This is a genomic window from Stenotrophomonas sp. TEPEL (assembly GCF_004348785.1).
Lineage (GTDB): Bacteria > Pseudomonadota > Gammaproteobacteria > Xanthomonadales > Xanthomonadaceae > Stenotrophomonas > Stenotrophomonas indicatrix.
In genome coordinates, this window is sequence record NZ_QQXJ01000001.1 from 2,073,116 (window position 1) to 2,088,241 (window position 15,126).

Below are 15,126 nucleotides of genomic sequence, written 5' to 3' on the forward strand. Positions count from 1 at the left end.
ATGGCCCGGCGCTACCCATCTTCGCGTCTGCCGGGCATGGCCCGGCGCTACCATCTTCGCGTCTGCCGGGCATGGCCCGGCGCTACCCATGCGTCGCGTCCGGTAGTGCCGGCCGCTGACCGGCAACCCGCGATCCGGCGCGCGCCTACAGCACACTCTGCGGCCGCACCTTCAGCTAGGAGGCTCGCCATGTCGCGTGGCACGCACCGTTGGCTTCAATTGGCGTCAACCCGCCGTGCCTAGCCGGTCGGATCGGGATCGGGCCGTTCGTAGTCGTCGGGCGTAGCTTTGGGGTCATCACCATCATCGGGCATGTCGTGCTCCTTCCATGTCGCTTTGTCATTCCTGAGCCTGTCCGGGGTATGGCTCTTCGACGCATCGTCCACGTCGGCGCCAGGGTTGAAAGGCAGGTCATCCTGCAGCTTCTTCTCGTTCACTGGAGTGCTCCTGGGGCGTGTTGATGGGGCGTGTCGACCAGCCTCTGCCAGGGAGCGTTAACGCTGCAAGACAACCGGATGAAGGGCCGCCGCACGCCCCAGCAACCCTTGTGCGCAGCCCCGGCATGCGGCTGCGATGGCAGCGCTCCCTGCCTCATTGACCTGTCGTTGACGCACAGATGTCAGACTCGCGCACAAAGGGATGTCCGGGTGCATTGCAGGGGAGTGGTCATCAGGAGAGCTGGCAATGCCGTTCTTCACTGATTCAACGGAAGTCGCCGTCGAGGGCGTCGGCGCGGCGCGGCGCATCGGCTGGATGCGCTTTGTGGGAAACGGCTTGGGCGCGCTTCCGATTGCCTCGATCATTCTGGAGCGTCAGACCGGGGCTGCCCCTTGGCTGTTGTTGTTGCTCAACGCTCTCGCATGGCCGGCGCTGGCAATGCTGCTGACACGTCGCGCCCGCGAGCCGGCGGCAGCGCAGTTCCGCTGCATGATCGTCGACTCTCTCTTTGGAGGCGCATGGATCGCCTTCATGGCCCTCAGCACGGTGCCCTGTGCCTTGTTTGCCGCGCTGCTGGTGGCCGACAAGATCGCCGCCGGCGGCATCCGCCTGGCAACGAGGGCAACCCTGGCCCTCGTGGTCGGGTTCGCCGCCACCTGGCTTGCCCTGGGCCTGCCTTATCAACCCATCACCTCGCAGCGCACGATCGTTCTCAGCCTGCCTTTCCTGTTCGTCTATGGCATTGGGTTGAGCGTGCTGAGCTGGCGACTGGCGCGCCGGGTGAAGTCACAGAACCGCCAGCTGCAGCGCCTGAGCCGGATGGACCCGCTGGTGGAACTGGCCAACCGCGGCTTCCTGATCCAGCGCGCCCAGCAGATGCTGCAGACGGGGCAGCACCACGGCGGCGGCGCCTGCCTGCTGATGCTCGATGTTGATGATTTCAAGCGGATCAATGACTCGCATGGCCATCGTGCCGGCGATGAGGTGCTTCGCCGCATCGCGGTCGTGCTGCGTCAGCTGGCCCAGCCGGGTGACATGGCGGCGCGTCTGGGGGGCGACGAGTTCGCCATCCTGCTGGGCCAGCGGACACCGGCGCAGGCCATGCGTGTGGCCGAGCAGATCAGGCGCCGCCTGCAGGAACCGGGCGCTCCTGAAACAGCCGACATCCGGTTCAGCGTCAGTATCGGTATCGCCGCCGCGGCTGGCACGGCAAGCGCAGAGGACTGGCTGGCGAAGGCGGACAAGGCGCTCTATCACGCCAAACGGCACGGCAAGAACACCGCCAGCTACGCCGAGTGACCTGGTCCGAGACGGGGAGCTGCCCAGGTGTTCAGGAAGCAGGCTGCCGACCCCGTGCGGACGCACTGACCGCGAGAGGGGCGCCCGCGGTTGCAGCCAGGCCTTGATCAAAGCAGCAGCAAGGCCCCGATCAGCGCGGGCGGCATTACCAGCGCGCCGACACGCAGGAAGTCGAGCGCGCTGACATGCTCGCCCTCGCGGCGCAGCGCCACCAGCCACAGCATGGTGGCCAGCGAGCCGGTCACCGACAGGTTCGGGCCCAGGTCCACGCCAATCAGCAACGCCGCGCGCGTCTGCGCCGGCAGCTCGGCCATCTGCCCCAGCGAGCCCGCCGCCAGGCCCACGGGCAGATTGTTGGCCACGTTGCTGAGCAGTGCGGCTGCGCCTCCGGCCAGCCAGCCCGCCTGGTGCGGCGAGGTCTGCGCCAGCGCCTGCAGGTTGCTGGCCGCTGTCTGGATGACGCCGGTCTGCGAAACCGCTTCAACCAGCACGAACAGGCCAGCGACCAGCGGCAGCACGCCCCAGGAGACGTGGCGCAACAGCGGCAGCGGGCCGCGGCGCTGGCGGATCGCCACCACCGCCACGCTCAGCGCGCCCGCACAGAACGTTGTCAGGCCCAATGGGCCGTTCATTGCGGAGGTCACCAGCAGCACGCTGCCGGTGAACAACACGCCCAGCGCACTCAGCCGGCCACCCTCGGTAAGCGGGCGATGCTCGGGCGACGCTGCCAACGGCTGCGCGATCTCGCGGCGATGCACCCAGCGCAGCACCAGATACGTGGCACCGATCGCGGCCAGCGACGGCAGCGCGAACTGCGCCAGCCACTGCAGCAGCGGCGGCATGTGGTTGCCGTACACCACCAGGTTGGCCGGGTTGGAAATAGGCAGCACGAAGCTCGCCGCATTGGCGATGAATGCACAGACGAACAGATAGGGCAGGGGGTTGGCGCGGGCCGCCTTGCACGCCGCATAGACTGCGGGCGTCAGCACCACCGCCGTGGCATCGTTGGACAGGAACACCGTCACCAGCGTGCCGACCAGGAACACCAGATCGAACAGGCGCCGCCCCGAGCCGCCTGCATGCCGCACCGCATACAAGGCCAACCAATCGAACAGACCCTCGCGCCGCGCCAGCTCGGCCAGCACCATCATGCCGACCAGGAACAGATAGACATCCCGCCCTTCGGCAACCGCGTGCCAGGTCGTGCCGAACGACACCGCGCCAAGCAGCGGAAGCAGCGCGGCCGCGCCGAGCGCCCACACGTACTCCGGAATGCGGAACGGCCGGAACAGCAGGCCAACGGTGGCAACGGCCACGGCCGCCCAGATGAGGAGGGGAGAACTGGAAGCGAGCATGGAGTCGATGGGGTCTCAGCTGCACCGGCGCTTGGCCGCGCTGCCCGTCTCCGGGACGCGCATGGCCAACAGGAATGCGCCCGCTGCAACCACGGCAAGTGCAAGGAAGGCGGCATCATACCCTGCCAGCCGCACCACCAGTCCCGCCAGGCCCGGGCTGAAGGCGGCACCGATGCCGAACACGGTGGCCGCCGCGGCCAGGGTGACGTTGAAGCGCCCGCTGCCCGCGGTCAGGTCAGCCTTCGTAGCCAGGCACCGAGGCCTGGCCGTGCAGTGAGGGTGCGCTGGATGTGCCCTGCTCAGCGCCCTGTTGACACGTGTTCGTGGATGGCCGTCACCAGCTGCCCGAACCGATAGGGCTTCGGCAGGAACCTTACGGTATCGGGAATCGGTGGCAGTTGGGCGCGTTGCAGGCCAGAGGCGATCATGACCCGCGCATTGGGTTGTGCCACTGCCGCTTCTCGGGCCACATCAAGACCGGAGGCGCCCTCGGGCATGCTGTAGTCCGTCACCACGATGGCAAACTGCGCGTCGCCGCGCAGGAACGCGATCGCCTCGACCCCGTTTTCGGCGGCGGTAACGGCAAAGCCCTGCGCGGCCAGGGCGTCCGCAACAATGTTGCGGAGATCGTCTTCGTCTTCCACGAAAAGAACATGTATCGACATTTCAGTGCTCTTCCAAAGGGAAGCAGAGGCGGACCCGGGTTCCCTTTCCGACTTCGCTCTCAAGCTCGGTGAATCCGCCGGACTGGCTGGTAAAGCCAAACACCTGGCTCAGCCCCAATCCGCTGCCCTTGCCGACGGACTTGGTAGTAAAGAAAGGCTCGAAGACGCGCGCCTGCACGTCCACAGGGATCCCCTCTCCGTTATCGGCCACGGTAATGCAGACGTGTCCTGACAACCCTCTCTCCGAGTGGGCAGGATCGCGTGCCTGGCGCGCAGACGCCGTGATGGCGATATCGCCGCCACGTGGCAGTGCATCACGACTGTTGGACACCAGATTGAGAATTGCCGCCTCCAACTGTGCCTTGTCGACCGAAAGGCGTGGCAGGCCGGGGGGCAGTTCGATGCTGAGCGTGATGCCGTCGCCCGCCGATCGCCGCAGCATGGCCTCGCAGTCCCCCAGCATTGTCGCCAGATCCACCGACTCTGGTACGAGTGGCTGTCCGCGTCCAAAGGTGAGCAGCTGGCGGGTCAGCAGCGCGCCACGGTCCCCGGCCCGCTGCGCTGTTGCGAGCAGCGAAGAGACCGGTTGCTCTTTCACCTGGGCGCCGATCATGTCCAGGCAGTTTGAAATGATGGTGAGCAGGTTGTTGAAGTCGTGCGCCAGACCCAGGGTGAACTTGCCGATGGCTTCCATCTTCTGCGCCTGCAGAAGATCACGTTGCGCATGCAGCAACTGCTCCTGGGCGTGGTAGAGCTCGGTGATATCGCGCGTGATCTTGGCAAATCCCACCAGCTGGCCGTTGTCCCAGACCGGATCGATGACGATGCTGGCCCGGAAAACCGAACCATCCTGACGCAGGCGCCATCCCTCGCCGATGTACCGGCCTTCCTCGGCCGCCACCTTCAGGTTGCGCTGCGGAAGCCCGGCTGCCGCCTCCTCAGGCAGGTAGAACCGGGAGAAGTGGGTGTTGACCACGTCGGCGGCGCTGTAGCCTTTGATGCGCTGCCCGCCGGGATTCCAGGTACGGATGACGCCGGCAGGGTCCAGCATGTAGATGGCGTAGTCGGTGATCGAGTTGACCAACAGGCTCAGTTGCCGGGACTGGTCTGTCAGGACCCCGTCGGAATGTCGGGTGCTGCTCATGGATCATCCTGCCGTTACAGCTTGCAAAAAGCGAACGACCGCAAGTGTAGGGAAGAGATGCCAAGCGGTTGTCATGACGCCTTCACATCGCGTGTGCGCTACCGGCCGATGCCTCGCCGGTGGCACTCACGGCTGGCGTGGGAGCGTGATGGAGAACGTGGTAATCCCATCCAGACAATGGGCCTCAACACTTCCGCCGTGGGCCCGGCTGATTTCGCGCACGAGAAACAGGCCCAGCCCCAGGCTGGTGTGTTCGCCCTGCGAAGCGTTGTGCGGGCCGCGGCGCAGGGGATCGAACATTGTCCTCAGCACATCCTCCGACAACTGCTCCCCGGCGTTGGCGACAGTGATCAGCACGTGGCGGGGGTGTCCGGCCACAGCAACCACGACGTCGGTATCCGGATGCCCGTATTTTGCTGCGTTGGTGGTGAGATTGTGCAGCGCCTCCCGCAGCGAGGATGCATCGAAACACCCCGAGGTATCACCGGTGGCGCTGTAGCGGATCGATACGGTAGGCAATGATGCCCGTAGCAGATCGATTTCCTCACCCAGCGCCGATGCCAGATCGCAGGGCTCGGCAGATATTTTCATGCCACCGCCCAGTTTGCTGCGACTGTAGATGAGCAGATCGTCCAGCAGCTTGGTCATGCGCATGCTGCCGTTGAGAATCATCTCTATCTGCCGAGCGTGCAGTGGGTCCTGCAGTTCTTCGGACAACATGTCAGCCGAGAACATTACCGCCGCCAGCGGGCCGCGCAGGTCGTGCCCAAGCGCGGCCAGAAAGATCTGTCGCCAGGACTCCACTTCCGCGGAAAACTGCGCCAGTGATTCTGCAACCGCCTGGTCGATCGCCTCATTGAATCGCAGGATGTCCTCGATGGACGCGGTAACCAGCGCTTGGCTGTCGGCCCAACGTTTCAATACCGAAACCCGCAGCGCCCGGTACTCAGCCACCATCTGATTCAGGCCGAAGCCTGCGACAGCACGCGTCCTGCCATGGTAGCTGGCAGCGGATTCCGGCCCTGCCTGCACCGGCGCATGCCCTTGCGCTTGCATGGCCCGCTCGTCGTCGGTGCGTACGGACCTCAGCTCGCCGACGATTGCCTGCAGTATCTGTGGCAGGTGGTCCCGCAGCTCCTTCAGGCTGAAATCCGCTGCCGATGGCGCCTGCGATTCTGCGAACCTGACGGCATCCTCAATGATGGCCCGCGAATTCTGCTCGATGAAGTCGGCCAGGCGCATAGCTGTTGATCGGTGAGGGGACTGATGCTGGATCCTACCGCACATCACGACCGCCCACGTGAGCACGCCCGGACCGCTTCGGCCACGCAGTCATGCGGGTGGCGGGCAAGGATGGACCCGCTATGTGCGGCCCCTGGAAAGGGCGGTCCCGCCTCCCCCGTAGCAGGCAATCAAAGCAAGCGCGCCGGCCGCCGAACCACCACCTCGCGACGGCCGCGTGTAGATGAGGCCGAAGCTCCTCACAGCGGACATACGCCCGCAAGACGATGCCATGGCTGCATGGTGGCGCACTGTCCATGCACACCGCAGGAATGTTCCGGCGGCTCAATGAGGAATGCCGAGATGACCCAGAACAACCAGAACGACCGCAACCAGCAGGAAAACCGCGAGGGCCAGCAGAACCAGCAGCAGAACCAGCAGGAAAATCGCGAGGATCAGCAGAACCAGCAGGACAACCGCCAGAACCAGCGCAACGAGCGCTGATCCCGACGGTGCAGCGTCGGCGCCCCGGCAAGGTCCGGGGCGCCTCAAGGAATCACGTCATTACCTGAAGCCGGGAGATCCCATGTCGGCCATCGGACCGTCCGACCTCTATGAACATGTCAAGGTCGTCGCCCTGGATGCGGTCCCCACCTCCAACCTGGTTGCCTTTACGACCTCCCGCCCACAGCAGGATGGCGACCACTATCAGTCGGCGCTGTGGGTGCTGCATACCGACCGCGGCCATTGCGATGCGCGCCAGCTGACCCACCAGGGCAGCGCTGCATCACCCCGCGTCTCACCTGCGGGCGATCGGATTGCATTCCTGTCCTCGCGGCAAGGCAACAACTTGCCTGTGCCTTACCTCATTTCGCCGGAAGGAGGAGAGGCCTGGCCAGTCCCGGGCCTGGGTGATCTGGAGATCGAACAGCTTCTGCAGTGGTCCAGCGACAGCGACAGGCTGCTGGCATTGATCAAGCTGCCCTATGCAGAGGACGGGCGCGACGACGTGCAGCACCCAGCCCGTCCGCATGTGATTCACCACGTGCCGTTCAAGCTCGATGGCAGTGGCTACACGGCAGGGTTCCGTCGGCACCTGTTCGAGATCCATGCCGACGGCAGCAGGCCACCACGCCCGCTCACCTGCGGAGATTTCGATGTCACCTCAGGCGTGTGGTCGCCGGATGGCCGGCGGCTGGCCTACGTTGCCCATGGTAGCGGCACGCAACGCCATCGCTCCAATCTGTGGGTGATTGACGACCACGCCCCGGCGCGGCCGGTCACCACCAACATGGCGACGGTCATCGGGCCGGTATGGTCGGGTAACGGTGAATCGTTGGCATTCGCGGGCAACACCCTCGAAGGCGACTCCGCCAGCTACCTGCATGTCTGGAATGGTACGCACGTATCCGGGCCGCTCGGCCCGCATGCGCTGGAAACCGGGCAGATCCTCTGGGAGCCAGGCGACCAACGGCTGCTGACGATCGCCAACGACCGTGGCCTTTTTCCTCTGCTTGGCATCAATGCTGACGGCACCGAACCGGTGCTGCGCGATCTGGGCGCTTCGCAGGTCAGCCTGCTTGCCGCCGGCGGCAGCGGGCCCGTGTGCGTCTTCACCACCTGGTGCATCCTTGATGAGGTGCATCTGCTGGCATGGGCCCCGGACCGGGCCTCCTGCTGCGCCACTTCGCTGAACCGCGCCCTCAGCGAGCGCTTGCGCATGCACTGCGAGAAGGAGCGCTTCACCGTGCCCGACGGAGACGGTGGCCAGGAGGCCATCGATGTCTGGATTTTCAGTCCCTGGCAACAGAAGGGCGGCCAGCTGCCGCTGCTGGTGGACATGCATGGTGGCCCGCACAGCGTGGCATTGATGGATTTTGCCAGCCATGTCTACCTCTATGCGCTGGTCGCGCAGGGGTGGCGAGTGATCGCGGCCAATACGGTGGGGTCGTCCGGCTACGGCGATGCCTTTGCGCGCCGGTTGTGCGGACGCTGGGGAGCGTTGGATTTTCCACAGATACAGTCGATCGTCGCCCAGTTGCAGCAGACCGGGCGCGCCAGCACGTTCGTCGCCGCGTCGGGCAAGTCCTATGGCGGATTTCTCAGCGCCTGGGCGATCGCCAACGGTCCAGAGTTCGGTGCAGCGGTCATCAGCGCGCCCGTGGCAAACGTAGCTTCGCACGCTGGCACCTCCGACACCGGCTATTATGTCGCACCTTATGCGATGGGCGGGGAGATCGATGATGTCCGCGATCGCTATGACGCACTGTCGCCGGTGGAATATTTCGGCAAGGTCACGCGGCCCGTGCTCCTGCTCAACGGTGATCAGGACCAGCGTTGCCCGGTCGGGCAGGCGGAGGAACTCTACACGCGCCTGCTCCGGCTTGGCTGCCCCAATGCATCGATGGTGATCTACCCGGGCGGCAGCCATGGGCTGGCGGCATCCGGCAGGCCCTCCCACCGCGCGGACTATCACGGCCGCATCGTCGACTTCCTGGTGCAGAGCGAGGCCGACGCACAGGAGGAAGGATGAGGCGGCTGATCATGTCGACGCGCACCAGGCCAGGCTGCGCACACCCCGCATCCCCCTCAAGGTGCACCCTCTGTTGGTGCCATGGCGGGCCCATCTGTCCACTGTTGGAGTACACCACATGCCACTGAGTGCGATTGTCTACGCCAGTCAGGCGGTGGCGGGCCTGGACAGTGAACGGCTGGCGCTTGTGGTGGAAATGGCCGCCGCCGCGAATGCGGAACTGGCCGTCACCGGCGTCCTTCTGCATGACGGCCAGCGGTTCCTGCAGTACATTGAAGGCCCGGATCCTGCGCTGAGACAGGTCTACCGGCGCATCTGCGCGGCAACCTCACATCATGAAATGATGGAGCTCTGCCGCGGACGCATTGATGCGCGGCGCTTTCCGGGCTGGGCCATGCGTCTTGTGCCCAGTTCACCGCCTGCGCTGCGTGAACTGGTGTTGTCGGACTGGAGCGCCCTGGTGCGCACCCGCCAAGGCGTCGCCGGTGCTGGCACCGCCATTGACCGCTTGATCGGATTGATCAACAGCGACGGCGCGAACGCTCCGCTGGAGCATGCCGGGTGAAACCGGGTACAGCGCTCCAGCCGGGTCAAGGCTTGCTGTCCCTGCCGCTCCCCGTCATCTGCGAGAGGAGCTGTTGCGCCTCTGTCAGGTGCTCGGCCACATGCATGCGCGTGGTCTTCAGAAAGCTGGCCACATCGGCGTCCTGGGCCGAGGGAACCAGCCGCGCGTCCAGCACTGCCAACGCGCCCTGGTGGTCATTGACCATGGCCCGCAGATAGGCACCGCCGAACGCAGCGCCCTTGGCCTGCTTCAGCATGGACAGCGTTCTCTTTCCGTCCTCCTTCTTTTCCAATGCCGCAGGCGCGGTAGTGTCCACCTTCCACCCTGCCATCTGCCGGTTGCTTGCGGTGTGGGCGTCCACCATCTTCTGCGCGTAGCGCTTTACACGGGCGTCCTGCGCCTGGCTCAGCGCTGCACGACCGGCATCGATCTCTCCGCTATTGATGGCCGCCAGCGTGCCAAGTGCAGCAGGCTGATCCATTGCGCAGGCAGCTGCCGCGCAACGGGCGGCACCCGGTCCCCCATCGGTGATGATTGTGCGAGCGCCGAAGGCGCGGCGAACGCCATGGCAATCGCGCTGGCGTACAGCCATGTGGTACGTGGTTTCATTGAGGCGGTCTCCGCTGCTGGGCCTGCAGCGTGGTGCAGCCAGGCTGATGACGGTGAGACGCCGGCGCCAGCGCACGCATCGCTGCGCAGACGCGATGCTCACAGCGTGAACACAGTAACCTGGTGCAGCAGGCCTCAATCGCCGGTCTGCGAGTGCGGTGCCTGCAGCGGCTTCGACTGCGGCGAGTCCTTCTGCCGCAGGAAGATGGTCAATACCACCAGGGCCAGCACGGCCAGAAACTCGCTCTGCCAGTTCTGCATCGATTCAAACCAGAACGTGCTGCTGAACAGGTGCTCCAGGAACCCGGGCGGTGGCAGGCCCTGCAGTTGCTGCTCCAGTTGTTCCGAGCGCCAGCTGCCCACCGCGTGCAGGATGAAGCTGAGGAGGAACAACAGGCCGAAGGCAATGGCCAGCGAATGGCTGTACAAGGACTTCCACAGCCCGCCGCGCCGCACTGGCCAGGGTGTCGGACCTGCTTCGATCCGCTCCTGCTCCTGCGCCGGATCCAGCGGGCGGGACTCGGCCGAGCCGCGCTGGCGCAGCGTTACGGTCAACAGCACATACATACCCATCTGCAGGAACTCGCTTTCCCAGTTCTCGAAGGTTGCGCTCATGAAGTGGCCGCTGTGCAGGTAGTGCCACAGGTCCAGCGGCAGCCTGCCGTGCTGCATCAGTTCCTGGTTGTGCACCTGCAGGCCCGCAGCTATCTGCCCCCCCAGAAACAGCAGCATCAGTCCAAGCAGGACCAGGGACAGGCCGTTGCGCTTCCACATGACGCACCTCTTGGGCATTCGCTGCCGTCAGCGTGCTGAACGCGCTTGCAAACACGCGTGAACACCGTGCATGGCCGCGGTGAGGCAGTGCGAGCGCCCGCCTGCAGCACGCACCGCGTGCAGCAGAATCGACGCGACGCACACTGCGGGCTCACCCGTTGTGCAGCCGGCGCCGTGCCACCCTGCAGGTCCACACCGGCGGGAGAACGACGATGCAGGCACTTACCTACCATGGCCGCAAGGACGTTCGTGTCGAGACCGTGCCCGACCCGGTCCTGGCCGCCGATGACGACCTCATCCTTCGCGTTACGGCAACTGCCATCTGCGGCTCGGACCTGCATCTCTATCGCGGCAAGATTCCCGATCTGCATACCGGCGACGTGCTGGGCCACGAATTCATGGGGATCGTGGAGGATGTGGGTTCGGCGGTCACCCAGGTGCAGCCTGGCGACCGGGTGGTCATTCCGTTCGTGATCGCCTGCGGCGCGTGTTTCCACTGCCAGTTGGCGGAATATGCGGCGTGCGAGACCACCAATCCCGGCAAGGGTGCGGCATTGAATGCGAAAGGCCTGATGCCCCCTGCAGCCTTGTTCGGCTACAGCCACCTGTACGGTGGCATCGCCGGAGGGCAGGCCGAGTTCGTGCGCGTACCCAAGGCCAACGTAGGCCCGCTTCGCATCCCCGAAGGCGTGGCGGACGAACAGGTGCTGTTCCTGTCCGACATCCTGCCCACCGGCTACCAGGCGGCGCTCAATGCCGGGGTGAAGCAGGGCTCGTCAGTGGCGATCTTCGGTGCAGGGCCGGTGGGCCTGATGAGCGCGGCCTGCTGCCGGCTGCTCGGGGCCGAAACCATTTTCATGGTCGACCATCTGCCGTACCGTCTCGATTTCGCGCAGCGTACCTACGGCGTCACTCCCATTGATTTCAGCAAGGTGGATGACCCCGCCGATTACATCGTCAGCCAGACCGGCGGCCGCGGCGTGGACGCCTGCATTGAAGCGGTCGGCTTCGAAGCCGAGGGCAGCGCGCTGGAGAGTGCGCTGACCGCCGTCAAACTGGAAGGCAGCAGCGGCGTGGCGATCCGCCAATGCATTGCCGCCGCCCGGCGCGGCGGGGTAGTGAGCATCCCGGGCGTGTATGCCGGCTTCATCCACGGGTTTCTGTTGGGTGACGCGTTCGACAAAGGGCTGACGTTCAAGATGGGGCAGACCCATGTGCAGGGCCTCATGCCGGAACTGCTGGTGGCGATCCTGGAGGGGCGACTGGATCCGGGCAACATCATTTCCCATCGCATGACGCTGGCCGAGGCGGCGCAGGGCTACGCCATGTTCGATGCAAAGGATGACCAGTGCCGGAAGATCGTGCTGACCCCATGAGTGGCGCGGTCATGGCGGTTCTTTTCGCGCTGTGGTTGCTGGCCGGAACGCTGGACTTCCACTTCCACCGTCGCGCCGACATCGCCCATACCTCGGGCCTTCGCGAAAGCGTCCTGCATGGGCTGCAGCTGGCGTTGATCGGTGCCGGCGTCCTGGCCTGGCTGGCGCTTGCCGACACCTGGGGGCTGGCGGTGGTGTTGGGCGTGCTGGCGGCGGCACACGCGGTGGTGGGCTATCTGGATACGGCCAGTGCAGACGGGCGCCGACGGATCAGTCCGGCCGAGCAGCACGTGCACAGCGTCCTCGACATGGCACCGTGGATGTTTCTTGCCTGGATCGTCTGGCGATCGCAGGCGCAATGGACACTTACCTGGCAGCCGGCGCCGCCGTCCCTGTGGTCAGCTGCGCTGGTATCGGCCACGTTGATCGTCGGTGCCCCCTGGCTGTACGAACTGATGCTCTGTGTGCGCGCGACACGGAATCGCACCCTGTGAGCAACGCCGGTCCCGCGCTCACCCCCGACCGGCGCTATCTGGTGGTGCGCGGGCGGCTCTGGCGGGCATCCAATCCCAACCTGAGCGCCGGAGCGCGTGCGCAGCTGGTGGCTGCCTTGATGGAAGCGCGCCGCGCCGTGCGAGCGGCAATGAAGGCCGGCAACGCAAGGGCGTTACGTGACGCGCGAAACGCTGTGGATGCTGCCAAGCAGGGGCTGGGCGAACGCGGCCCGGTCTGGTGGACCGACGGCAGCACGGACTACAACCGGCACCTGGTAAAGAACACCCCCTATGCGGACTGGTTCAAGACTGTCCGAGCCAACCCGCTGGACGGTGGGGACCCGCAGCGTGTGAGACAGCTTCATCACCTCCACCTACAGCCGGAGGTGAGAGAGTAGGGTGCAGCTGATCCGCTGCGATACCAAGGAATTTCCGTGCCCCTTCGAGCCATCGCCTACGCAAGTGAGGCGATATCGGGGCTGTCCATCGACCATCTGGATGACCTGATCCGCGACGCCGCCCGTTTCAACCTCGACATGGGTATCACCGGCGTCCTCCTTTATGACGGCTCGCGCTTCCTGCAGTACATCGAAGGCCCGCCTGACGCCATCGGCGTAGCTTACGGCCGCATCCTCGCCGCCCGCAGCCACCACGAATTCGTTGAACTCGGCCGTGGCCATGTGTCCAGGCGCTTTTTCCCCTACTGGTCGATGCAGATGTTGCCGGCCGAGCCGCACGAGATCCGACGTGTAGCGCAGGGCGACTGGAGCTGGCTGTCGCGCGCCGGCGGTCTGCGTCGCCTGGAAGAAGTCGTCCTGCCGCACGTGAACAGATAGTTCACCGCCACCGCACATCCGGCGTGCAAGTGCAGTTTCCAATCGCCGGTTGTGCTGTTGCCGATGCTTGCCCGAGACTGGCTGACGCCGGGCGTTAGCGTCGCATCATCGCCGTGTGCCCACCGCTCGCATTCAGTGCTCACACAGACAGACGCGGCAGTGATCGCCGCATCGCCAGGATGTCTTCCCAGGGCACGTCGCCCGACGGGAGGAAGCAGATGTCCGACAAGCACAGCGCACGAACCGAACGCCTGCTGAAGTGGCTGCAGGATGCCTACGCCATGGAGCAGGAGGCAGAGACCATGATGAAAGCGATGGCCTCGCGGATCGAAAACTATCCGCAGTTGGCCGCACGCATCGCCCAGCACGTGCAGGAGACCCGGCAGCAGGCCGATTCGCTTCGCGAGTGCATCCATTCGCTGGGCGGTAGCGTGCCTACTGCCAAAGGGCTGTTTGCCAGTTTGACGGCGGCCATGCATGCCGCCGGAAACAGCTTGATGGAAGACGAGGTGATCAAGGGCATCGGTCTGTCCTTCGGCTTCGAGCACACGGAAATCGCCACCTACCGGGCGCTGGTGGTAGCTGCCGAACGTGCCGGTGCCACCGACATCGCCGCAGTCTGTTCGCAGATCCTGCAGGAAGAGATGGCCATGGCGCGCTGGCTGGAGGATCACCAGGACGGACTGGTCGGCGCGTTCCTCAATCGCGAAGAAACCCCCGGCGCTGAATCCAAGCGCTGATCCCCGCTCGCCCGCAACGCAACCGCCAGCACAGGAAACCTCCCATGTTCTTCCACCACAAAAAGCTGATGTACACCGTTCGTGTCCGCCAATCCGACCCGCAGCTGGCGACGCTCATGCTTGAGCAGTTCGGTGGCCCGCAGGGCGAGCTTGCCGCAGCCATGCGGTACTTCACCCAAGGCCTTGGCGAATGCGATCCGGGTCGCAAGGATCTGCTGATGGACATCGCCACCGAGGAAATCAGTCATCTGGAAATCATCGGCACCATCATCGCCATGCTCAACCGCGGTCCGAAAGCCGTCCACTCCGAAGGCATGCTCGAAGCCGAGGATATGCGCCAACTTGGCCAGAACAGTACCAGCCACACCGAACAGATCCTGTACGGCGGCGGCCCGGCGCTGGTCAACTCCAGTGGCGTACCGTGGACGGCCGCTTACATCGACACCATCGGCGACCCGACGGCGGATCTGCGCTCCAACATCGCGGCCGAGGCCCGTGCCAAGCTCGTCTATGAGCGCTTGATCAACGTGACCGACGATCCGGGAATCAAGGACGCACTGCGGTTCCTGATGACGCGGGAGATCGCGCACATGAAGTCGTTCGAGAAAGCGCTGCACAGCATCAAACCGAGCTTCCCCCCAGGAAAGCTGCCGGGCGATCCGGCATTCACCGACCTGTACATGGACATGTCGCAGGGCGGGGAGGACCTGCAGGGCAGCTGGAACAGCGGCGATCTGTGGGAGCGGGTGAGCGACCGCGACGCGCAGGCGGCATTGGATGGCGGTGACGGGGACAGCCGTGTCGGCCTTACGCCCCGCGAGCAGGCGGCCGAAGAGGCGATGACGCTTCGCACGCTGTCCGATCCGGCAGCGCAGCCGACTACCGGCGCCGAGCTGGGGGCCGGTCCCGGCGCCGGCGCCCTGGATCTGCCACCGCGTGAGCCCTGATACCGCGTGCGGTCCGTGCGGTCCGTGCGGCGCAGGTACCGAGTCTGCGCCGCAATAGAGAAGCCCGCTGCGTGTGCCATCCACCCGCTGCGTGCTTAATGCGCGGGGTGGCCACGTACGCCTGCGCACG

17 protein-coding genes are annotated in these 15,126 nt (G+C 65.3%); 10 read left to right on the top strand and 7 right to left on the bottom strand.

Annotated features, from left to right (window positions below; translation table 11 throughout):
- Positions 1-239: 239 nt before the first annotated feature.
- Positions 240-422 (bottom strand): hypothetical protein, encoded by a 183-nt coding sequence (locus TEP_RS09335; protein WP_117311905.1) that lies wholly within the window; start codon positions 420-422, stop codon positions 240-242.
- 262 nt (positions 423-684) lie between these two features.
- On the opposite strand from TEP_RS09335, the gene TEP_RS09340 reads away from it, so the two are divergent.
- Positions 685-1,737, top strand: a complete 1,053-nt coding sequence (locus TEP_RS09340; RefSeq protein WP_132825095.1) for a sensor domain-containing diguanylate cyclase — start codon at positions 685-687, stop codon at positions 1,735-1,737.
- Positions 1,738-1,844: 107 nt separating this feature from the next.
- Here the strand turns inward: TEP_RS09340 and TEP_RS09345 are convergent, their stop codons facing one another.
- The 4 genes from TEP_RS09345 to TEP_RS09365 form a co-directional block, all read right to left on the bottom strand.
- Positions 1,845-3,092, bottom strand: coding sequence for an arsenic transporter (locus tag TEP_RS09345; RefSeq protein ID WP_132825096.1), 1,248 nt, complete (start codon positions 3,090-3,092; stop codon positions 1,845-1,847).
- Positions 3,093-3,391: 299 nt separating this feature from the next.
- Entirely contained in the window at positions 3,392-3,736 is a 345-nt protein-coding gene (locus TEP_RS09355) for a response regulator (protein WP_240790670.1), read from the bottom strand.
- A gap of 22 nt (positions 3,737-3,758) precedes the next feature.
- Complete coding sequence (locus TEP_RS09360; RefSeq protein ID WP_132825098.1) at positions 3,759-4,901, bottom strand: PAS domain-containing sensor histidine kinase; 1,143 nt, start codon at positions 4,899-4,901, stop codon at positions 3,759-3,761.
- Positions 4,902-5,027: 126 nt separating this feature from the next.
- Positions 5,028-6,143: a sensor histidine kinase gene (locus TEP_RS09365; RefSeq protein WP_132825099.1), complete on the bottom strand. Its 1,116-nt coding sequence runs from the start codon at positions 6,141-6,143 to the stop codon at positions 5,028-5,030.
- Between the two features lie 342 nt (positions 6,144-6,485).
- On the opposite strand from TEP_RS09365, the gene TEP_RS19765 reads away from it, so the two are divergent.
- From TEP_RS19765 to TEP_RS09375, 3 genes are all read left to right on the top strand, one after another.
- Positions 6,486-6,626, top strand: a complete 141-nt coding sequence (locus TEP_RS19765) for a hypothetical protein (protein WP_165933876.1) — start codon at positions 6,486-6,488, stop codon at positions 6,624-6,626.
- 82 nt (positions 6,627-6,708) lie between these two features.
- Complete coding sequence (locus tag TEP_RS09370; RefSeq protein WP_132825100.1) at positions 6,709-8,655, top strand: prolyl oligopeptidase family serine peptidase; 1,947 nt, start codon at positions 6,709-6,711, stop codon at positions 8,653-8,655.
- Between the two features lie 118 nt (positions 8,656-8,773).
- Positions 8,774-9,220 carry a BLUF domain-containing protein gene (locus tag TEP_RS09375; protein WP_165933910.1) on the top strand — a complete coding sequence of 149 codons (447 nt, stop codon included), beginning with the start codon at positions 8,774-8,776 and terminating at the stop codon, positions 9,218-9,220.
- A 25-nt stretch (positions 9,221-9,245) separates the two neighbouring features.
- Here the strand turns inward: TEP_RS09375 and TEP_RS09380 are convergent, their stop codons facing one another.
- Together TEP_RS09380 and TEP_RS09385 are read right to left on the bottom strand one after the other, a co-directional pair.
- Positions 9,246-9,701, bottom strand: a complete 456-nt coding sequence (locus TEP_RS09380) for a DUF4142 domain-containing protein (RefSeq protein WP_165933911.1) — start codon at positions 9,699-9,701, stop codon at positions 9,246-9,248.
- A 263-nt stretch (positions 9,702-9,964) separates the two neighbouring features.
- The gene (locus TEP_RS09385; protein ID WP_132825103.1) at positions 9,965-10,603 is read right to left on the bottom strand and encodes a DUF6766 family protein; all 639 of its coding nucleotides are present in this window, start codon (positions 10,601-10,603) and stop codon (positions 9,965-9,967) included.
- A gap of 212 nt (positions 10,604-10,815) precedes the next feature.
- Between TEP_RS09385 and TEP_RS09390 the strand changes: the two genes are divergently transcribed.
- The 6 genes from TEP_RS09390 (at position 10,816) to TEP_RS09415 (ending at position 14,996) form a co-directional block, all read left to right on the top strand.
- Positions 10,816-11,979, top strand: coding sequence for a zinc-dependent alcohol dehydrogenase (locus TEP_RS09390; RefSeq protein WP_132825104.1), 1,164 nt, complete (start codon positions 10,816-10,818; stop codon positions 11,977-11,979).
- 11 nt (positions 11,980-11,990) lie between these two features.
- Positions 11,991-12,473, top strand: coding sequence for a hypothetical protein (locus TEP_RS09395; RefSeq protein WP_240790671.1), 483 nt, complete (start codon positions 11,991-11,993; stop codon positions 12,471-12,473).
- Entirely contained in the window at positions 12,470-12,871 is a 402-nt protein-coding gene (locus TEP_RS09400; protein WP_240790672.1) for a hypothetical protein, read from the top strand. The genes TEP_RS09395 and TEP_RS09400 overlap by 4 nt, the downstream gene beginning before the upstream one ends.
- 36 nt (positions 12,872-12,907) lie before the next feature.
- Entirely contained in the window at positions 12,908-13,309 is a 402-nt protein-coding gene (locus tag TEP_RS09405) for a BLUF domain-containing protein (protein ID WP_132825106.1), read from the top strand.
- 218 nt (positions 13,310-13,527) lie between these two features.
- Complete coding sequence (locus TEP_RS09410; RefSeq protein WP_132825107.1) at positions 13,528-14,049, top strand: ferritin-like domain-containing protein; 522 nt, start codon at positions 13,528-13,530, stop codon at positions 14,047-14,049.
- Between the two features lie 44 nt (positions 14,050-14,093).
- Positions 14,094-14,996, top strand: coding sequence for a manganese catalase family protein (locus TEP_RS09415; RefSeq protein WP_132825108.1), 903 nt, complete (start codon positions 14,094-14,096; stop codon positions 14,994-14,996).
- Positions 14,997-15,126 lie beyond the last annotated feature (130 nt).

What these genes read in the sequence shown, in the direction of transcription:
- TEP_RS09365 (WP_132825099.1), bottom strand. Translation starts at nt 6,143, where the DNA reads ATGCGCCTGGCCGACTTCATCGAGCAGAATTCGCGGGCCATCATTGAG.
- TEP_RS09415 (WP_132825108.1), top strand. Translation starts at nt 14,094, where the DNA reads ATGTTCTTCCACCACAAAAAGCTGATGTACACCGTTCGTGTCCGCCAA.
- TEP_RS09385 (WP_132825103.1), bottom strand. Translation starts at nt 10,603, where the DNA reads ATGTGGAAGCGCAACGGCCTGTCCCTGGTCCTGCTTGGACTGATGCTG.
- TEP_RS09395 (WP_240790671.1), top strand. Translation starts at nt 11,991, where the DNA reads ATGGCGGTTCTTTTCGCGCTGTGGTTGCTGGCCGGAACGCTGGACTTC.
- TEP_RS09370 (WP_132825100.1), top strand. Translation starts at nt 6,709, where the DNA reads ATGTCGGCCATCGGACCGTCCGACCTCTATGAACATGTCAAGGTCGTC.
- TEP_RS09410 (WP_132825107.1), top strand. Translation starts at nt 13,528, where the DNA reads ATGTCCGACAAGCACAGCGCACGAACCGAACGCCTGCTGAAGTGGCTG.
- TEP_RS09340 (WP_132825095.1), top strand. Translation starts at nt 685, where the DNA reads ATGCCGTTCTTCACTGATTCAACGGAAGTCGCCGTCGAGGGCGTCGGC.
- TEP_RS09375 (WP_165933910.1), top strand. Translation starts at nt 8,774, where the DNA reads ATGCCACTGAGTGCGATTGTCTACGCCAGTCAGGCGGTGGCGGGCCTG.
- TEP_RS09390 (WP_132825104.1), top strand. Translation starts at nt 10,816, where the DNA reads ATGCAGGCACTTACCTACCATGGCCGCAAGGACGTTCGTGTCGAGACC.
- TEP_RS09345 (WP_132825096.1), bottom strand. Translation starts at nt 3,092, where the DNA reads ATGCTCGCTTCCAGTTCTCCCCTCCTCATCTGGGCGGCCGTGGCCGTT.
- TEP_RS09380 (WP_165933911.1), bottom strand. Translation starts at nt 9,701, where the DNA reads ATGGATCAGCCTGCTGCACTTGGCACGCTGGCGGCCATCAATAGCGGA.
- TEP_RS09360 (WP_132825098.1), bottom strand. Translation starts at nt 4,901, where the DNA reads ATGAGCAGCACCCGACATTCCGACGGGGTCCTGACAGACCAGTCCCGG.
- TEP_RS19765 (WP_165933876.1), top strand. Translation starts at nt 6,486, where the DNA reads ATGACCCAGAACAACCAGAACGACCGCAACCAGCAGGAAAACCGCGAG.